General features: G+C 59.5%; 14 protein-coding genes. 9 read left to right on the forward strand and 5 right to left on the reverse strand.

What is annotated here, in order from left to right:
- Window positions 1–259 precede the first annotated feature (259 nt).
- Both DEO45_RS14185 and DEO45_RS14190 read left to right on the forward strand, forming a co-directional pair.
- Complete coding sequence (locus DEO45_RS14185) at window positions 260–2,665, forward strand: TonB-dependent receptor (protein ID WP_114344918.1); 2,406 nt, start codon at window positions 260–262, stop codon at window positions 2,663–2,665.
- Between the two features lie 9 nt (window positions 2,666–2,674).
- A complete protein-coding gene (locus tag DEO45_RS14190) occupies window positions 2,675–4,855 on the forward strand; it encodes an Atxe2 family lasso peptide isopeptidase (protein WP_114344919.1) in 2,181 nt (726 codons plus the stop codon).
- On the opposite strand, the gene DEO45_RS14195 is transcribed toward DEO45_RS14190, so the two are convergent.
- The 4 genes from DEO45_RS14195 to DEO45_RS14210 form a co-directional block, all read right to left on the reverse strand.
- Window positions 4,840–6,588: an asparagine synthase C-terminal domain-containing protein gene (locus tag DEO45_RS14195; protein WP_114344920.1), complete on the reverse strand. Its 1,749-nt coding sequence runs from the start codon at window positions 6,586–6,588 to the stop codon at window positions 4,840–4,842. The genes DEO45_RS14190 and DEO45_RS14195 overlap by 16 nt on opposite strands.
- Entirely contained in the window at window positions 6,588–7,274 is a 687-nt protein-coding gene (locus DEO45_RS14200) for a lasso peptide biosynthesis B2 protein (RefSeq protein WP_114344921.1), read from the reverse strand. The genes DEO45_RS14195 and DEO45_RS14200 overlap by 1 nt, the downstream gene beginning before the upstream one ends.
- A 50-nt stretch (window positions 7,275–7,324) precedes the next feature.
- Window positions 7,325–7,471 carry a benenodin family lasso peptide gene (locus DEO45_RS14205; RefSeq protein WP_189339763.1) on the reverse strand — a complete coding sequence of 49 codons (147 nt, stop codon included), beginning with the start codon at window positions 7,469–7,471 and terminating at the stop codon, window positions 7,325–7,327.
- A gap of 170 nt (window positions 7,472–7,641) precedes the next feature.
- On the reverse strand, window positions 7,642–8,262 hold the full coding sequence (locus DEO45_RS14210; protein ID WP_114344923.1) for a GntR family transcriptional regulator: 621 nt from the start codon (window positions 8,260–8,262) through the stop codon (window positions 7,642–7,644).
- Window positions 8,263–8,724: 462 nt separating this feature from the next.
- On the opposite strand from DEO45_RS14210, the gene DEO45_RS14215 reads away from it, so the two are divergent.
- From DEO45_RS14215 to DEO45_RS16515, 7 genes are all read left to right on the forward strand, one after another.
- On the forward strand, window positions 8,725–9,012 hold the full coding sequence (locus DEO45_RS14215; protein WP_147269701.1) for a hypothetical protein: 288 nt from the start codon (window positions 8,725–8,727) through the stop codon (window positions 9,010–9,012).
- Between the two features lie 848 nt (window positions 9,013–9,860).
- Window positions 9,861–13,922 carry a DUF6531 domain-containing protein gene (locus DEO45_RS14220; RefSeq protein ID WP_189339764.1) on the forward strand — a complete coding sequence of 1,354 codons (4,062 nt, stop codon included), beginning with the start codon at window positions 9,861–9,863 and terminating at the stop codon, window positions 13,920–13,922.
- The gene (locus DEO45_RS14225; RefSeq protein ID WP_147269702.1) at window positions 13,919–14,296 is read left to right on the forward strand and encodes a hypothetical protein; all 378 of its coding nucleotides are present in this window, start codon (window positions 13,919–13,921) and stop codon (window positions 14,294–14,296) included. The genes DEO45_RS14220 and DEO45_RS14225 overlap by 4 nt, the downstream gene beginning before the upstream one ends.
- 467 nt (window positions 14,297–14,763) lie before the next feature.
- Entirely contained in the window at window positions 14,764–15,201 is a 438-nt protein-coding gene (locus tag DEO45_RS14230) for a DUF2846 domain-containing protein (RefSeq protein WP_114344927.1), read from the forward strand.
- Window positions 15,202–15,334: 133 nt separating this feature from the next.
- Window positions 15,335–15,475, forward strand: coding sequence for a hypothetical protein (locus tag DEO45_RS16630; RefSeq protein ID WP_189339765.1), 141 nt, complete (start codon window positions 15,335–15,337; stop codon window positions 15,473–15,475).
- Window positions 15,476–15,496: 21 nt separating this feature from the next.
- Window positions 15,497–15,946 carry a hypothetical protein gene (locus DEO45_RS14235; protein WP_114344928.1) on the forward strand — a complete coding sequence of 150 codons (450 nt, stop codon included), beginning with the start codon at window positions 15,497–15,499 and terminating at the stop codon, window positions 15,944–15,946.
- An 89-nt stretch (window positions 15,947–16,035) separates the two neighbouring features.
- Window positions 16,036–16,533, forward strand: coding sequence for a SecDF P1 head subdomain-containing protein (locus tag DEO45_RS16515; protein ID WP_147269703.1), 498 nt, complete (start codon window positions 16,036–16,038; stop codon window positions 16,531–16,533).
- A 134-nt stretch (window positions 16,534–16,667) separates the two neighbouring features.
- Here DEO45_RS16515 and DEO45_RS14245 read toward each other — a convergent pair whose 3' ends face one another.
- Complete coding sequence (locus DEO45_RS14245; RefSeq protein WP_114344930.1) at window positions 16,668–18,653, reverse strand: ATP-dependent Clp protease proteolytic subunit; 1,986 nt, start codon at window positions 18,651–18,653, stop codon at window positions 16,668–16,670.
- Window positions 18,654–18,828 lie beyond the last annotated feature (175 nt).

The following is an 18,828-nucleotide window of genomic DNA, read 5'->3' on the forward strand; positions in this document are numbered from 1 at the left end:
GATATGCAGCAGCTTCCCGACGGGCGCTTGACATTGATACTACGTAAAACGTAGTGTTAACAAAGCTACGTTTATCGTAGCCATGGGGCTTTTTGCTGGCGATCTGGTGCAAATGCAATCCAGCCGGAGCCGGTGAGGGGTGAAGACAGACGTGGCGGCTTAGCTGGCGGCAGGTTTGTACGCGCTGAGAAGCGCGTTTCGAGCCTGTGATCAAGCAGCGACCGGCAACGCGTCAATCAGGGGAAAGCAAAGGATCAGCATGAAGACAAACACGCTACGCAACGCCATTTCCATCGCCTTGTTCGCGGCCGCTGCCGGCGCTAACGGGTGGGCCGTTGCCCAAGACGCCACGACAGGCACGGCCACGCAGGGTAGGGCGTCGGTGGCCAAGGCGTCGACTAGGACGCAACAAAAAAAACCGACCGACAAGTCCGCGGCCCCAGCGGCCATCAATCTGCAGACCGTGACCGTGACCGTCACCGGCACGCGCATCCGCGGCGGCACCACGCCCTCACCGGTCATTACGATCGGTAGCGAGCAGATCCAGCAAGAAGGTTTCACCGACCTCGGCGAGGTCATCCGCAGCGTGCCGCAGAACTTCTCTGGTGGGCAGAACCCGGGCGTGATCGGTACTACCGGTGGCATTGGCAATGGGGATTTCACTGGCGGCTCCGCGTTGGACCTGCGCGGATTGGGTCCCGACGCATCGTTGACGCTGCTCAATGGGCACCGTCTGGTCTATGACGGGTATTCCCAGGGGCTGGACATCAGCGCCATTCCGGTTGAGGCGGTCGAACGCTTGGAAATTGTCCCGGATGGTGCATCGGCTATCTACGGCTCGGATGCGGTGGGCGGTGTGGCCAATGTGATCCTCAAGCGCGATTTCGATGGGGTGACCTTGGGGGCGCGCTACGGCGGCGCGACCGAAGGCGGGCTGGCAACGCGGGAGTACACCGCGACCGCCGGCACCACCTGGGCGAGCGGTGGGTTGATCGCAACTTTCAAGGATGTGGATGTCGATCCCATCTATGCGCGCCAGCGCAGTTACACCCGGTATCTGATCGACCCGTATACGATTTACAACGGCAGCAACTTGCGTAGTGGTCTAGTCAGCGTGCACCAGTCGATGGGCGACGTGGCCGAATTGCGACTTGACGCGCTCAGGACCGAGCGTGACACGACGGAATACTTAGGCCTGACGGCCAATTCCTATAACCGCTATAACCCGAGTACGTCGATCGGGTTGATCTCGCCAAGTGTCGAATTTTTTCTTCGAAATGACTGGTCCATCACTCTCGGTGGAACGTACGGCAAGGACGACACCATCTTTGCGAGCCATCTCGTGTCGGCGGCGGGAAGCAGACTCACAACCCAGACGTGTTACTGCAACGAAGGCCGCTCTTGGGAGCTCGGCGCCGAGGGTCCGCTGTTCCCGGCGGGGGGAGGGGAGGCACGCCTGGCCGTCGGTATCGGGTCGCGGACAAACAAATTCCGGACTGTGCCAAAGGTGTCCGGAAGCGCTTACGGCGGCGAGGAACAGGCGCGGTTCGCCTACGCCGAGCTGAGTGTTCCGTTTGTTTCGCCTGCCTCGGATATTCCAGGCGTTCATCGCCTGGAGTTCAGTGCTGCGATGCGTGGCGAGGAATACGCTAGTTTTGGCCGGGTAGCCACGCCGAAGCTCGGGGTGATCTACGACCCCACCGCCGACGTCACGTTCAAGACCTCTTGGGGAAAATCGTTTAAGGCACCCACGCTGCTGCAGCGCTACCAGAGCAAGGTCGCCTACCTGTGGAAAGCTTCCGCGGTAGGCGCGGGCGGCAGTCCCGCCGATGCGACCGCATTGGAGTCCTATGGTGGTAACACCGACTTGGGTGCTGAGCGGGCGCGGACCTGGACGGCCTCGTTGGCCCTGCATCCGGAAGCATTACCGGGGCTCGATGCCGAACTAACCTGGTTCGACATCGATTACACCGACCGGGTGGTTGAACCGCTCATCACCCGGCAGGCGCTGAGTAATCCAGCCTATGCGGGCTTTGTGAATCGGTCGCCGACGCCCGAGCAGGTTCAGGATCTTCTCGCCGTCTACAACAGCGCCTTCTACAACCTATCCGGCGTCGCCTATGACCCGAGCAAAGTGGTGGCGATTATCCACGACCAGTACGTGAATGCGGCACGGCAGCGGATCAAGGGTCTCGATCTGTCCGGTTTGTACCGCTTCGATCTTGGCGGAGGACAACTGACGGTGCGTGGATCGGCCAGTTGGCTCGACAGTGCACAGACGACCAGCGCCGGCCAACCCAAACAAGCGCTCGCTGGCACTGCCTTCAATCCGGCCCGGCTCAATAGCCGTGTCGGTGCAGTGTGGACATCGGGAGGTTTCAGCGCGTCGGGCTTCGTCAACTACACCGGCGGCGTGACCAACCGTCTTGCGACGATGACGGAGAAGACCGCGTCGTTCACCACGCTGGATAGCACAATCAACTACGACCTCGGTGAGCGTGCTGGCCCCTTATCGGGGCTGACGCTCGGTTTGTCGGTGCAGAACCTGCTGAATCGCGCGCCTCCGCTTTATACCTCGGCGGTGGCGATTTTTGTGCCGTACGACGCTACCAACTACTCGGCGATCGGGCGTTTCGTCAGCGTCTCGGTCTCCAAGCACTGGTAGGGGTAGATCATGAATCTTTCTTTATCGACCGGCCTCGAGGACGGTTGTGCCGACGGGGTGCGTCTGGATTCCTCGACAAGGAAGCTCCCTACGTGTTGGGTTTCGGCGTTTGCATTTATCGTACTGGTCGCGGCTGCCGTCGGGTTGCTGCATGCGGAAACGATTTCGCCGCGGCGCCTGTTGGAGGTTACCGATCTGAGTAACCCGGTGATCTCGCCCAGTGGACGGTACGTGGCCTTCCGGGCCGAGCAGGCATCGATCGAACGCAACATGTACGACACTACTTGGTATGTGCAAGCCCTTGATGGGAAGTCTCCGCTGCTTCGTGTGGCGGATGGCGGTGCGCCGTTGCGCGACTACCTCAGCGGTATCGTGCTGTCATCACAGGCCGTATGGTCGCCGGATGGAAAGTGGATCTACTATCGCGCCCGCCTCGATGGCCGCGTCTCCGTCTGGCGCGCCGCAGCGAATGGTTCCGGGGCTCGCGCGGTGACACCGGACCCGGCAGACGTGCGGGATTTCAAGCTGAGCGGTGATGGGCAAACGCTCACATATAGCGTCGGTCCGACACGGGAAGACGTCATCGCCGCCGAAGAGTCCGAGTACGATCGTGGCATTCGCATCGATGACTCGGTGTTTATCGCTGACGGGCTGTTCCGGTCGAGCAAAGTCAATGGGCGACCGACTACGCTGCGGTTCCTGGGAGGATGGTTTTCGCTCGGGCCCTTGCTGGCAAAAGAGCCGGGCCGTTGGAAGTCTGTCGACTTGGCAACGATGACAACCCGAGACCTGTCCGCATCGGAGCGGCCGGCGCGTCCGCTGACGCCGGCCGATCTTTCGCCCGATCTGCCGGCGGCGCCGACCAAGATCGCCCAGCATCCAGACGATGGACGCATCGCGGTACTGTTGCCCGGGCGTAAGGACAAGAGTCTGCTGATGAGCCGGTATGTCGAGTTGGCCATGCTGCCGGACAGACATGCTTCGCGTCCGATTCGTTGCATAGCCAAGCTATGCCGTCATAGAGACATTACGGATATCCAATGGCGGACCGGGAGCGATGAGATCCTGTTCACGACCATCGACAACGCTAAGGCCCAGTCAGTCTATGGGTGGAATGTCGCCACGGACACGGTGCGGCCGATCGTGCTTTCCAATGGGCTGCTCAGCGGAAGCCAGCTCTACTGGGATAGCCCCTGCACGCTGTCAGCCGATACGCTGGTGTGCATCGCGGCCGAGGCCGACCATCCGCCGCATCTCGAGGCGATTGATGTAGCCAGTGGTCATCGGCGGATCTTATTCGCGCCGAATAAGGGGCTGGAGGCCGATATCTTGGCCATGGCGCCGGCAAAATTGATCCGTTGGAAGGACGCGCAGGGTAGGGAGTTCACCGGCCAGCTCTTCGAGGCGCGCGGCGCACGTACCGGCCATCCACCACCGTTGTTCGTGACGTTCTATAGCTGTTATGGCTTTCTGCGCGGCGGGGTGGGTAATGAGTGGCCACTTGCCACCCTGGCCGAGGGTGGCATCTCGGCGCTCTGCATAAATGCGCTTCCGGGTTTTCAACTGGATACCGTGGCACATTACGATCAGGGACGCGCGGCCATAGAGAGCGTTGTGACGCTTCTGTCCGCCGAGGGGCGCATCGATCGGACGCGCGTTGGCATGGGCGGGCTCAGCTATGGAAGCGAGGTGACGTTGTGGACGCTGGCACATTCAGATGTGGTGAGTGCTGCGTCCGTCAGCGGCACTTCGGTGACGCCGACTTATTACCTGTTCAACAGTCTGCAGGACGCCTTCCGTCCCACCCTTCGGAAACTGTGGCAGCTTGGCGCGCCGAACGAAACACCTAAGCGGTGGAAGGAAGTCTCGCCCGTGTATCAACTCGATAGGATCCGGGCGCCGATCCTGTTCCAGATGCCCGAGCGGGAATACCGGATGACCCTAGACTATGCGCTGCCCCTGATGCGCAGGCATCAGGCGGACATTTACGCATTTCCGGACGAGACCCATGTCAAGTTCCAGCCCAAGCACAAGTTGGCTGTGTACGAGCGTAACGTCGACTGGTTCCGTTTCTGGCTGCAAGACTATGAAGATCCCAGTCCGGACAGGGCCGGGCAATACCGTATCTGGCGTGGAATGAAGAAGGCCGCAAAAAGTCGTTTTGGTGCGGGCGCTCACGATGGATCGTGACCTTGTTGACGCACCCAGTTCTCGGCCGCACACAGATCGAAGAGGCGAAGAAACGACAGGTCCCGAGGTGCAAGGTCTTTGGCGAAGAAATCCGCCAATGCGGAGCGGTCGAGCAGATCATGTGCACACAATTGCCCGCCTTCTAGGAATTCGCGGATCTTCAACTTGTTGCGCATATAGATGGCAGCCATATAGCCCGTGTACGAGCCCTTGCTGCGTCGATCGAGAATGGTTCGTGGTAGCAGATCGGCGAAGGCTTGGCGGGCGACGGTGCGGTTTCGACCGCCAGCGATCCACATCCAGGTCGGGACGTTAAGGCAGGCTTCCATGACGGGTTGAGACAGCAGTGGAAAATGCGTTGAGTGCCCCGCGGCGCGAAGTGTGGCGTCCCTGAATAGCTGAGTCCCGACCAAGTCATGAATTCTCTCGCGATCGCCGGGTAATGCATTCGGGGGTGCTTCCATCCAGGGATGATGCTCCGGCACCGTGGTCACCCAAGCTGGGTTGAGCAGGGTGCGGTCCTCTTTCCAAGCCGTATGTGGCCGACGCAGCAATTTCTTGAGAGCCAATCGACTGGCCTTAAAGACCGTGCATTCGTGAAGGGTTGCAAGGTCTCCGATGGCGGCGATACCTGCCATGGTGCCGCATTCCCTGAACGCATCGGCGGCAGGCGCAGCGGTCTTCAGGTAGCAGAAAACGGTATCGCCACCGTCACCCGAAAAGTAACCATCCACCCCATATAGGGTACCTACTGCCTCCCAGGCTTCATTGGTGGCATTCTGAAGAATCCCGACTGCAGGAACGACGGACGAGCGCGGTACGGGAAATTCGAAGCGGGCATTGTTGAACCCAACCTCCACCGGGAAGAGTTCCTGACCCAACGCCTCCGTCACGAGACGGGCGTATGGGCGCTCGTCCGTTCCGGCCACGGGCATGACCAGTGTGCAAAAGATGGCTCGCGGCAAAGCGTGGCGTAGGCAGGCAGCAACTACGGAGGAATCCAGCCCGCCCGACAGCTCAACCAAAAACCTGTCGTTACTCGTGGATAAAGCCCTGACCGCGCTGGATACGGCATCTCGGACATCTTCGGCGGCCACATGAGGGTCTGTGTGCCGAATGCCTTTTTCCACGAAGCGCCACGGCGACCAGGCGGAGCGAACCGAAACATCCCTTCCCTGGCAGGCCAGCATGTTGCCTGGAAGCAATTCCCTGACGCGCTGCAGTGCCGTACGCGCCGTCTTGAGGTAGGGAAAGGTGAGGCCATGTGCGATGGCCTGCCAGTTTACCTCGCTGCGATAGAGTCCCAGGTCGACTGCAAGGTCGATGTCCGAAGTAATGAAGCCTTCGCCATCGGCGAGCGAATAGACGCACGGCACAGCGCCAGAAGGGTCGCGTAGCAGAGTGGTCGCCGAGGGGTTGTCGCGGTCGCAAAAAATGGCGAGGTAGTTGCCCCAAGTGTTTTGCAGCAGGCGACTGGTGAGTTCGCGCACCGAGCCATCGATATCTAGAGGTTGTGAGATGAGCTGGCCGTCTTTGGTAAAAACCTGGCCGATGAGCAGACCGTGCCCGTGTATTGTAAGGGTAGGGACATCAATGGAAGCGAAGACCCCGACCGACGCTGATTCAAGCTTGCAGATCATTCCTTCGGCGCGCAGGAGTCTGTTCAGTTGAAGCGTGTAGTCCGTGCTTCGCTTCAATCTTTCACCGAGAAAAATGATATAGCGGTATTTCATCAGACCATCCTGATGGGGGTATGCGCATGGGCGTCGGAGAGTGTTTCATTCAAGACAATGTCGCCGGCCTGTACCCAGCAATGCGCGGCGAAGGGATCCGGCGTCACGCCGAAAATGATATTCACCGATAGTCCACGTCGCGAAAGGAATCGAAGTAGGGACAAGGAATCCAGGAGGCAGATCGGCTCGATGGGCACATAGCGGCGCGCCCGAGCGAATTGTCCGGTTGCCTGAAGCAGGTTGTCTTCAGGGGCGGCGGGTGTAGCGATCTCGTGCGCACCTGTTTTTCTGTCGCGGTATGCGCGGGCTTCGTCGAGATTCGTTTTGAGTGCGCGGGTCTTCAGTTGGCGACGGGTAGACCAGACGATCGCCATGACTTCGAAGACAATGGCCATATCGATCCGTTGACTCGCAATCGTGGCGGGCTGCTCGATTGCGCTGCAAGTCGGGCGCCGGATGTTCGCTATTGCGGTACGACCTTTCAGGTTCGGTGCTTCGACCAATATCCGCGCGGTCACGAGGCCATCCACTAGCGTGGGGGCGATATCTTCATGTGCTTGGAAGCGTCGCATGGCGTTCTCAAGAGCGCCAGTCAGCTTGAAGTACCGATCTTGCGCGACGTCGAGAAAAATCAGGTGTCCGTCAACGTCACAGTACGAGAGGTTTTCCCTGAGCCGATAGTGCATCGTCCGTCCCTCGGAATAGGGCGCGCACCATGGGTACGCGCCCGGGGTTGCTATTCCTCGGAAATGCCGGGAACGAACGGAATGCCCTGTCCAGTCCCTTCGTTTGATGGGCCAGGGCCCTTCGTCTCAACACTGGCGACGCCGAGCTCGATGACATCGTCCTGCGCATTGCTGCGGATGTTCTCGTTCGTGTCCATCTCAGTCTCCTGCGGTTGCGTCATGGCAGTCCCATGACGCGGGCAGCGTAGGAGGCAGAGATTTTGATTTTCAAATGATTATTGCGCTGTCTTCCGATGATTATTCCGGGAGCGTGCTGGTCGTTCCGCCATGCCGGCATCGACCTCGATGCTTCTTCGGGCGGCGCGGGCTAGCTGAAGTAACCGCAGCGGTCGCTGAGCAAGGCCACGATGCTAGGAACGAGCTGCTTGCGGCGCTCGTGATAGTCGCGCAGCGCGGACTTCAGGGCCGGCATGTCGCGTGCCTGCCAGTGCAGGTTCAACTGCGAAAGCTCTTCGCCGGTGTGCTCGAACAATTCCTGTTTGGCCCGTCGTATCGGCGCCAGCCTGTCGTTGGCTCGCTTCACCGCATGGTGCAGGGGTTCGTGCGCGGTCGCGCGGGCGATCGCATCGAACAGCTGCCAGGTCAGTTTCACCAGGTCGCCGTCGGCGGTTGCGAGTTCCAGCTTTCCGGTTTTCTGGAATGTCGGCGCCTCGCCGATATCGCATGCCATCAGCAACAGCCGCTCCATCCAGTCGTAGAGGTTGCGCAAGGCGACTTCGTTGAGTAACGGCACGTGCAGTCCGTTGCGTGCATGGTCGGTGACCATGCCTTCGCCCACCAGGCGGTACAGCGCGAATCGAACCGGCGTGTGGCTGGTCTTGTATTCGGAGGCGAGCGTGGCCGGATCGATCCGTTGCCCGGGAGCGTAGCGTCCCGCCTGCAGGGCACGCCTGACCTGTCCGTACACGAATGCACTCTTGGAATCCACGGCGGGACCTCCCCCGGCCGCTTTTAGCACGAAGGTTATTGCGATACAACGCAGGATGTTTCAGGCAGCTGCCGCGGGCGGTAGCCGCAGGTGGAATCCACGCAGGGGCTGGCGGTTGCCTCCTCATCGCGGGGCGATGGTGTCCAGCCGGCTAATCGCACTGGTTTTTCACACGACGCGTGGGTTTATCCTTCAGATCCAGCTTGACGATGGTGCGGATGAGGCGGGCCTGAATTTCGTCGGAAGGATCATTGGTGCAGTTGTGTCGGTGCGGCCGACGTCATCGCAAGTTCTTGCCTGATTGACGCTGGCGCGCGGCCGACGCGATGATGGCCGCAGTCGTCCGGGCGCCTCGCGGCCCGTGATGACGCCATGGAAGTCAGGACTGGGGGGTCACTGATGTCAGGGAAGACCAAGAGCCGAAGTGCGACTGCCTGTCCGATCACAACGGACGGATTCATCGTGCGCATTGGCAGTGGACTGCAGGCTGTCGCGCGGCTGGCACTCGTTTGCCTTTTGGCCAGTTTCAGCGCGCACGCTGCAGGAAGCGACTCGACGTCTATCGACTGCAACGCAGACCACTGCGGACTGCTCGCCGATGGCGCTTATCCGAATCTGGTCATTGGCCGGCTCGACCACGTGGACACCGCCGTGGATATGGCCCGGGCCTTTCATTGGGCTGAGAAACAAGAGTCAGAGTGCCGTTTTCAGGGTGGCCGTTTGAAAGTCGACTCTGACCCCGATTTTTAAGGCCGGCGTCGACCGGCAGAAACCGACCCAAAGCTGACAGTTGAACGTCTATCTAGTCGCGCTCTTAGGCTTGAGGGGCACGTGCGACCCGGGGTACTTTTGAAGTGTCTGCTTGACGGGGGAGCTTACGACCAGATCTGGTTTAATTTCCTACAGGCCGCTGCAGACGTCACCCTGATTTGCTATAACGCCTGTCACGGGATGAGCTTTCGATGGCAAAGGACGTTCCGCACACACAGCAATCCACGTCACAGGGGAATCAAATGGACTTCGTTCGGCGCGTGATGGAAAGCACAGCAACCTCGGGGGGCGCTATGAACTTCGCTGGAAATGTTGTCGGCGCTGCGCGTGGCATTTATAAGCATACCTTGCCACAGCCAACCGAGTTGCAGAGAGAGGCTCAAGATTTTTCAATAGGAAGCATAGCGCTTAGGAATATCGTGCTAAGACTTAGCGTGTGGCTTCTGATCACTTTAAGCGTGCTCAGCGGCTCGGCGCTCGCAGCTAGTGGTCCAACACCATCTTCTCCAATTTACACCTGCGGATCGGGGATTTGCGCCAATGCGTCGCCCCCATACGGAACCATTTGCCCGTCGCAGGGAACGATTAGCGAGTACCGGTCGTGTTCCGAGACGTACTACAACAGTACGCTGAGGCAATACTTCGGGCCACTGACATATCTCTACACAACTGTCTATCCTCCAGGTTCAGGCGGGTTTCAAATATGGTGGAGTTCGCCGGGGAACGGTAACTATACAAGTGGCGGCGGTTTTAAGGCCCCCGGCCAAGATGTTCCTGCGGTAGAACGCAATCTGGGATTTAAGGGATGCAGCTCTTGCGGCGGGGCAATGCTGGGCAATCCAGTAAACATATCCACGGGAAACAAGTTCGAGGACGAGACGGACTTCGAAGGCTTTGGCTCTTTTCCTTTAACTTTTCATCGCTATTACAACAGCGCTAGTTTCGGTGGTGATGGCACCCTGGGCGTTCAGTGGACGCATACATTTAGTCGCTCTCTAGTGCTGCAAAGTTCCACAGAGGCGAAGCTGTTTCGTGACAATGGGGAAATTCGCTACTTTAATAAATGTGGAAGTCTGTGGTGTGCAACGCCAGATGAAGTGGGTTCTCTGCTCGAGTTCACTGCGGGCAATGGGGCTATCACTGGTTGGCAATACACCGATGAAAACAAAATTGTCGAGGTATATAACTCTGACGGCACACTCCGCTCAGAAACAAACCGAGACGGCCTAAGCCTTGTATTGGCCTACGATGCCACAGATCGGCTCAGCACCGTCACCGATTCGTTCGGTCGTCAACTCGCGCTGACCTATAACAGTACCAACCAAGTAGCACAGCTCAAAGCACCGGATGGTGGCATAAGCACTTATGCTTACGATGCCTCTGGTAACTTAAGTTCAGTCACCCATCCAGGCAACACCACACGGACGTATTTCTACAATGAGTCCGGCAATGTTGGGACAGGTGCAGGCCCCAATCTTCTCACCGGAATACAGGATGAGTCGGGGCAACGCTTTGCCACCTTTCAATATGACGGCCAATCCAGAGCCACTATCAGCGAACACGCCAACGGTGCAGGCGCTATCCAGCTCACCTATAACGCTGACGGCAGCACAACGGTTCTCAATGCATCGGGCGATTCCAAAGCCTATGCATTCCAAACAGTTCAGAACGTCAACCATACGGCCACGGTCAACGGTTCTGCTTGCGCAGACTGCGGCATCAATTCGAGATATGCCTACAATTCTGCCGGCGATCTCACCAGCACGGTCGATTTCAACGGCAATACCACGCACTACTCCATTGATGCTGCACATCTTGAAGAGAGTCGCATAGAGGCGTCCGGGACGCCTATGCAACGCACGATCAACACGGCATGGAACACCGCTCTGCGTGTACCACTCACACGCATCGTGACCGATGCCAATAGTAACGTGGTTAGTAGTATCAGCTGGGTCTACAACACCGTTGGCCAGCCACTGGCGCGTTGCGAGATCGATCCGGCCCAGGCCAGTAGCTACGCCTGCGCCACCACCGGCACGCCGCCGGCCGGTGTCCGCCGCTGGACCTACAGCTACTGCACGGCCGTCGATACCACCCAGTGCCCGATCGTGGGCTTGCTACTTGCCGTGGACGGTCCGCGCACCGAGGTGGCCGACGTCACCACCTATACGTATTACCTGACCGACAGCACCACCGTGCATCATGGCGACCTGCAGTCGGTGACCGATGCTCTGGGCCACACCACCAGCTATCTGACGTATGACGGTGCCGGCCGCGTCACCAGCCTGCAGGACGCCAACGGCGTGGTCACTAACCTGACTTATACGCCTCGTGGTTGGCTCGCCTCGCGCAGCGTCGGCGGTGCCACCACGACCCTGGCCTACACTGCGTATGGTGCGGTGGCCTCGATCACGGATCCGGACGGCGTCACGACCCATTATACCTACGACGCCGCCCACCGCCTGACCGACATCACCGATGCGCAGGGCAACGTCGTCCATTACACGCTGGATAACGCCGGCAACAAGACTGGCGAGCAGATCCGTACTGCTTCCGGCACTGTCGTGCACAGCCTGTCGCGCACCTTCAACGCCCTGGGCCAGCTCACGGCAGTGGTCGATGGCCTGAACCACATCGTCTTCAACGCCGGCACCAGTGGCAGCTACGATGGCAATGGCAATCTGGTGCAGTCCACGGACGCGCTGGGCATCCAGCGTGTGCAAGGCTTTGATGCCCTCAACCGGCTGCAAAGCACGATCGCCAACTACAACGGTACCGACCCGGCAACCAAGAACACCCAGAGCGTGTTCGCCTACGATGCCCGCGACAACTTGGAGGGCGTCGGTGATCCGGACGGCCTCAACACCACCTATGACTACGATGGTCTGGGCAACCGCACGGCGCTGCATAGCCCGGACACGGGCACCAGCAGCGATACCTACGATGCCGCCGGCAATCGCCTGATGCACATCGACGCAAAGGGCATCGTCAGCACGTCGACCTACGACGCGAACAATCGCCTGATCAGCACCGGCTACGCCGACACCACTCTCAACGTCAGCTACGCCTACGACGAGGCCAATGCGGTGACCGGCTGCAGTGCATCCCGTCCGATCGGACGACTGACGCGCGTGGTGGAGGCCGGCGTCACTACCGTGTTCTGTTATGACGGTCGGGGCAATGTCATCCAGAAGCGGCAGGTGACAGCGAGCCAGACGGACACCACGTTCTATACGTATACCGCGGGAGATCGCCTCAGCAGCGTGAGTGCACCTGACCAGACGGCGATCAGCTACGCGTATGACAGCGACGGCCGGGTCAGCAGCGTGCAGGTGGTCCCTGCAGGGACGAGCACGGCGCCACCGACCGTGGTCAGCAACATCAGCTACCTGCCGTTTGGGCCGATCAGCAGCTACACGCTGGGCAATGGCCAGGTCGTGACGCGCGCATACGACGCGAACTACCGGTTGACCGACCTGACCAGCCAGGCGCTCAACCTGCACTTCAATCGTGATGCGATGGGCAACATCGTCGCCTTGGGCAATGCCCCGGGGGCCAATCCTGCCACGGAGGCCTATAGCTACGATCCGCTGTATCGCCTTACCGGTATCACCGACAACGGTGCTGCGCTGGAGAGCTACACCTATAGCCAGACCGGCGATCGACGGAGCAAGACGGCATCGGGCCTGGCCACCGGTGTATACCTCTACACCAGCGGCACCCACCAGCTCGCCAGCATCAATGGTATCTCGCGTGCCAACGACGCCAACGGCAACACCACCGGCAGCGTGATCGGCGGCAATACCTACGGTTTCGGCTACAACGGGCGCAACCGCCTGACGGTGGCGCAACTCAATGGCGCGACCGTAGGCACCTACACCTACAACGCGATGGGGCAGCGCATCGGCAAGGTGGCCACGTTCCCGCAGGCGACGACCGAACGTTACGCTTACAACGAAGCAGGCCAGCTGATCGGCGAATACGGGACGAGCAGCACCACTCTGTCAAAGGGCAACGGAAAACACCAAGGCAAGCACCACCAACATGCAGGCACGGTGGTCACAAACAACCGGGATTACGTGTGGCTGGGCGACATCCCGTTGGCGGTGATCGACAACACCATCAACGGCAGCGTTACCACCAGCGTGGTCAACTACGTGCACGTCGATGGCCTGGGCACGCCGCGGGCCGTCACTGACGGCGCCGGCACGATGATCTGGTCGTGGCCCTATGTAGGCAACCCGTTCGGACAGCAAGCGCCGACGTCGACGACAGGCTATGTACTCAATCTGCGCTATCCAGGCCAATACTTTGATTCCGAACGCGGCCTTGCGTACAACGTCAATCGAGACTACGAGGCGGCGACTGGGCGCTACATTCAAAGCGACCCCATCGGGCTTGCCGGCGGCCTCGCGTCATATTCCTACGTTGACTCATCCCCTCTTCAAGACATCGATCTTTTGGGGCTCAAGAAAGTCATCCTCTTTGGTGAAAGGGATTCCGTGTTCCTGCAGCGCGCACATGAGTACAAAGATGATCCCAACGCATGTCTAGTCTATTCACACGGAAGTCCGAGCTTCATCTATGACACCAGAGGGGACACAACAAAGCGTATGGATGATCCTCAGCAGATCGTGAATCTACTAAAGACCGAAGGTTGCACTAGCAATATGCCGGTGATCATCTATGCCTGCCGAACAGGCATGGGCGACAACTCCATCGCGGAAGACATCAGCAAGACTGGGGCATTTCCGAGTGTCACTGCACCAACGAGCTATGTCTGGTACAACCAAGATCCGACGTCCACAGGGCCTTCGCTTATTTTTGGGAAGAACGCCAACAGCACAATGGACACCGACAGCCCGGGAACAATGAGGACATTTCCATGACACGGAAAAATCAAACCATTTCTCGAGTGTTGGCTACCCTCCTGCTCAGCTCTATTGTGCTCATCGGATGCGCAGCCCACGCGACTCAGGAGGCGGCGGTTCCAACGCCAGGCGAGCGCTTCTCAATTAGTCAGTCTGAGCTTCCGAAGGTAAAAGACCAGGCAGCGCACGGTGACGTGAGTGCCATCAATAAGCTTGTCGACTATTACATGCTCTATCTGGGAGACGAAGATCAGGGCATTTTGTGGCTTGAGCGCCTTGGAGACACTGGCGACACTGAAGCAAGGAAGAATGTCTTGACCTTCTACCAACGGCATCCGTCTGCAAACAACACCAAGCATTTAGAGCTTCTGAAGGCGCGCTGGGGTATGTAAAGACAACAGGACTTCTAGCCCAGCAAGATTTTCGGCGCCGCCCATGGAGGCTTGCAGCTGCGAGTCCAATATCCGACTTCCGGGGCAGTACTGCCGCCTTCAGGAACGAGTATGGCCGGAATAGTCTGCTGGTGCCTTTTACGCAAGCGCGGGCCACGAGAAAGTACCGTGCTCACGATGGCATTGTGGTGACCGATAGATTCCGCAAAAAAAATCGTGCCTTTCGCCGCATAAATCAATAATTGAGAGTATGCACGTCTATTTTTCGCAATAAGTTTCGTCGCGCGAAGGGTCGTCACGGTTCACATGACGTGCGATTATGACGAGGTCGTTCGTGACGGGAGTCACAATGACAAATGCCGGCCTTGCCGGATCCGCGCTGCCTAGAGGAATGCAACCGGGTTGTATGGCGTCCGACGGCAATCGGTGATGGATCCAGGACGGAGTTCATCAATCAGGGGGAAATCATGTTCAAGAAACTATTGTCGGCATTCGTGCTGACGGGCGTACTGGTCGTGTCGGGTTGTGCAAGCGTACCCATGGCCGGGCAGAGTGCGGATATGCAGGCAAAGTCGTTCACGCCGTCCGCGGACAAGGCGACGGTCTATATCTATCGCAACGAGAATTTTGGCGCGGCGATCAAGATGCCGGTGCTGATCGACAACGCGGCGGTCGGCGACACGGCTGCCAAGACCTACATCGAGAAGCAGCTTCCGGCGGGGACGCATACCATCACATCCAAGACCGAGAAGGATTCATCGGTCACCATCGACATGTTGGCCGGGCAGATCTACTACGTCTGGCAGGAAGTAAAGATGGGCATGTGGGCTGCCCGCTCGGCACTGCATGTCGTCGATGCGAAAAAGGGCCAGGCCGGTGTACGCGAGTCCAAGTTGATCCAGTAATGACGGAAGACAAACGTATCGTGTGACTGGGCATTCGGCACTAGCGATTGTCCACCGCGAACGTAACGATGGGGTCAGGTTCACTTCCCAGCCATGGATTAGGTGAACCTGACCCCGTTTTGACCGTAGATGCATGCTCACCATGCTCTTCGGCATCGATTTCATCATTGTCGCGAGCATTGCCGGGCGCTGGCGGCATGCGCAGCGAGTTCACTTCCAAACACAAAAGCACGGCAATAAGGGGCCGGAGTGGAATGGCCCAGTTACGCAATGAACAACTCAAAGGGGGAGTTTGATGACCAGGCCGTTTGTTATATGGGTGACTGTGGTGTTGTCGGTGCTGCTGGGTGTGTCGGCTGCCTTTGGACTTCTGAAGGTCATCCTGCAGGTGCCAATGGGGTTGGGGCCGAATAGTGCCATCCCGGTTTGGCGCGTGCTGCTCATGGTCGCTATCCAAGCCGTCGCGACTATGTTCCTGGCTGCGGTTGTTTATGCGGCGTTTGCTCGCCCACGTTGGGGCCGGGCCGTTTGTGCCGTGTTTGCGGTCCTGCTCGCACTGATGGTGCTTTATGCCGGCTTCCATCCCGACCCGCATCCCCTGTTCGCGATCAAGTCAGGCGCTGAAGAAGCTGGCGCTGTTGTGGGTCGATTGATGATGTGCGTGTTGTTCGGCGTGTATGCCTACAAGATGGTCATCGGAACGAAGGTGCGCGCCTATTTCTTGTCGACCGAAGGTCGAAAGTAGAGCATAGGTAATCAGCTGGAAGCGGGGAAGGGCGCTCCTTGTCGTCTGTAGAGACGCATGCGCCCTGATTTTTCTTGCGCCGCAATTCAATGGTCGACGACTGGAGCGGCATGATGCCTGATTCGAAAACATGGGTATGGCTCTCCATGGCTGTGCTGTTAGCAGCCTGTGGGCATCCTGGCGAACCGGCCTATCCGCCCGGGCCCGATGTCCAGTTCCATCTCGGTACTTTCGAGGCGCGGTCGGGCTACCGATTGGCAGAGTTACCTTCGGGTGTGCACGCCATCCATCTAGATCCCAACATCGTTGTCGGCACCCGCGATATCGCCTATGTGCGCGATGGTGGATGCCTGGATGGAGCATGTTCGGTCGATTTTCGGTTCAGTCCGGAAGGCGGAAAACGCATGTTGCGAGTGTCGGAGGCAGCAATCGGCAGGCAGATGGCTATCGTGGTGGACGGGAAAGTGGTTTCGGTGGCCGACATCAGTGGCCCGATTAGAGATGGACTCAGACTGTCAACGACGTCAGAAGAAGAGTCACAGGCGTTGATCAGGCAGATCGCTGTTGTTCCGCAACACGTGGATTGACCAAAAAACCAAAACTGGAGTCTGGGCACTTTCGAGCCGGTTCGGTGGAAAGTCGGCTCCGATCGATGACCTCGGTTCGATCTCGTACCCAATTACTCGACGGCCGCGTCGTGCCGCGCCGCGAGGTGCATCGTTCACCGTGCCAGCAGATAAGCGCGCAGTGCCAGGTCACCGGCGGCGCCTGGAGCGTTCAGCAGTTGATCGAGAGTGGCCAGTTGCCGATTGCAATTGGCCGACCAATGGACTTCATCGACCAGTTCGCCCTGCGAAACCCAGCGCTCCTCCTGATGCTTGTGCAAGGCGTCGGTCAGGCTGGCGCGCCATGCCGGTGACGGCAATTGGACGGTGTCGTTGCCGGAGAACAAGGCGAGATACCCAGGGCCGACGATATCCTTGAATGCGCCGGCGTGGGGGCCGAGGCTGATGGCGATGCCGCTGGCGTAACGACCGCAAGCAGATGTGGAAAGTTGTTGACGCAACATCGTCAAGGTCTGCTGATGGCTCAGCGCATAACGGCGCACGTCCTGCGCCGAGGCGACTTCGAGCTGGTGCGCGCGTGCGGCGTCAAGGGCATGCCAGAAGTTGTCGTTGCGCCGCGCCGCGGCGGCGCTGCGCGGATTTGACGGTACGGCCAAGTCACCCAGCACCCAGGTCCGGTAGATCGCCGGCTGCACCACGGCGATTCGGTCGAACGTTTGCGCCAGCGTGCGGCCATGCGGGTCGTGGCGCAGTGCCTGCAGAAACTGCTCGCTCCGCCAGGCATCGGCTTGCCAGCGCTTCCCGTTGGCGTCGATCGCGGTAATGATGTGGTTGCCAAACAGCTCGGCGCTGTCGGGGATGTACACGTCATTACCCTGTTTGGCGAACGCGAGCCGGATGAAATCGGGACTGGCTCCAAGCGCACGCAGCTCGCGCTTGAAGTCGTCCTGCTTTGTGGTCACGTAGTCGACCGAGCGCGTGTTTGCCAGCAGCGAGCGCATCTGGTGAAAGCCGAACCATGCCCGCGGTGTGGCCCAGCGCTGGGCGGCGCCGATGAAAGCGAGCGTACACGCGCTGGCACAGATGCCGTCGGCTTGCACCGTGATGTCCGGATGGGCGTGCAGGAAATCGTGCAGGTCGACGCCCTCGCTGACGCTGCCGCCGGGGCTGGCGATGCGCAGCATGTGGATACCGGCATGGTCGGTGAAGGCCCGCTCGATCCGATCGGCGAAGCCAAAGCCCATGGAGCCGGTGGCGTCGATGGCGCTGCCGTCGGGCGACACGTTGATGCTGAAGTCATTCCAGGTCCGTTGCACGGTGGCTGCGTGCACCATGTCGGTCAGGATCCGGGCATTGTTGAACATGCCGAAACAACCGCCGATGCAGCCGATCACTACCATGATCCGTGCGACTACGCTCCAGCCGGTGCCACTGCGTTCGGCAGCGCGCCACACGCCAACGTACTGCCACACGGCGATCAGGAGGCAGCCCAGAACGGCAATCGCGGTCACGGCAGTCGCCCAGACCATCGAATGGTGCTGCCAGTCAAGGCTGCGCAGCCAGACCAGCAGTTCGCGTGCAACAACCGCCACCAGCACCATGTTGACCCAGTAGCTCAGCGCCAGCGAGAGATTCCCGTGCCAGTGCGCGGCAATATAGCCGCGTTGAGTCGGCGTCGGCGCCCCGGCCGGCGGGTATGGCAGCGGCGGTGGTCGAGGCGGAAGGGACGGAGGAAGCGCCGGACCAATCGGAGCCGCCAATCCGGCGCTGTCGCCAGTCTGACCATCGCCGGCATTCATCGACGCGGGTTCCGCGGGTCGAAGAAGGTGCCCCAAGGAGGCATAGGGCGTGCCGGAAGCGGCAGTGGCGCCGGTGATCGACAATTCGTGCGCGATCTCAGCATGCGTTCCGATGCCATGCGGCCAGCCTGCACCGCTGCGGAACACTCCCCCATGGCGTGACCGCAGCTTCTTTTTAGCAGGAACGTGACCCTCGGCGCCAGTCGTGCCGGCATTGAGAAACAGGGGTAGGAGCGCTCTTTTCAGAGTGGCTGCTTGAAAGTCGACTCTGCCCCCTGTGTCGAAGATGGACACCTGGCTGCCCGCTCGGCACTGCATGCCGTCGATGCGAAAAAGGGCCACGCCGGTGTACGCGAGTCCAAGTTGACCCAGTGATGGCGGAGGACAGTCGTATCTTGTGACTGTGCATTCGGCACCCGCGATTGTCCACCGCGAGGGTAACGATGGGGTCAGGCTCACTTCCCAGCCATCGATTAAATGAACCTGACCCCGTTCTGGGTGCGTTCTGGGTGGCAAT

This window comes from Rhodanobacter denitrificans, from assembly GCF_003335105.1.
Taxonomy (GTDB): Bacteria; Pseudomonadota; Gammaproteobacteria; order Xanthomonadales; family Rhodanobacteraceae; genus Rhodanobacter; species Rhodanobacter denitrificans_A.

Coding starts and splice junctions, on each gene's coding strand:
- DEO45_RS14185 (WP_114344918.1), top strand. CDS start 260: ATGAAGACAAACACGCTACGCAACGCCATTTCCATCGCCTTGTTCGCG.
- DEO45_RS14190 (WP_114344919.1), top strand. CDS start 2,675: ATGAATCTTTCTTTATCGACCGGCCTCGAGGACGGTTGTGCCGACGGG.
- DEO45_RS14195 (WP_114344920.1), bottom strand. CDS start 6,588: ATGAAATACCGCTATATCATTTTTCTCGGTGAAAGATTGAAGCGAAGC.
- DEO45_RS14200 (WP_114344921.1), bottom strand. CDS start 7,274: ATGCACTATCGGCTCAGGGAAAACCTCTCGTACTGTGACGTTGACGGA.
- DEO45_RS14205 (WP_189339763.1), bottom strand. CDS start 7,471: ATGGACACGAACGAGAACATCCGCAGCAATGCGCAGGACGATGTCATC.
- DEO45_RS14220 (WP_189339764.1), top strand. CDS start 9,861: ATGCTGGGCAATCCAGTAAACATATCCACGGGAAACAAGTTCGAGGAC.
- DEO45_RS14225 (WP_147269702.1), top strand. CDS start 13,919: ATGACACGGAAAAATCAAACCATTTCTCGAGTGTTGGCTACCCTCCTG.
- DEO45_RS14230 (WP_114344927.1), top strand. CDS start 14,764: ATGTTCAAGAAACTATTGTCGGCATTCGTGCTGACGGGCGTACTGGTC.
- DEO45_RS16630 (WP_189339765.1), top strand. CDS start 15,335: ATGCTCACCATGCTCTTCGGCATCGATTTCATCATTGTCGCGAGCATT.
- DEO45_RS14235 (WP_114344928.1), top strand. CDS start 15,497: ATGACCAGGCCGTTTGTTATATGGGTGACTGTGGTGTTGTCGGTGCTG.
- DEO45_RS16515 (WP_147269703.1), top strand. CDS start 16,036: ATGGTCGACGACTGGAGCGGCATGATGCCTGATTCGAAAACATGGGTA.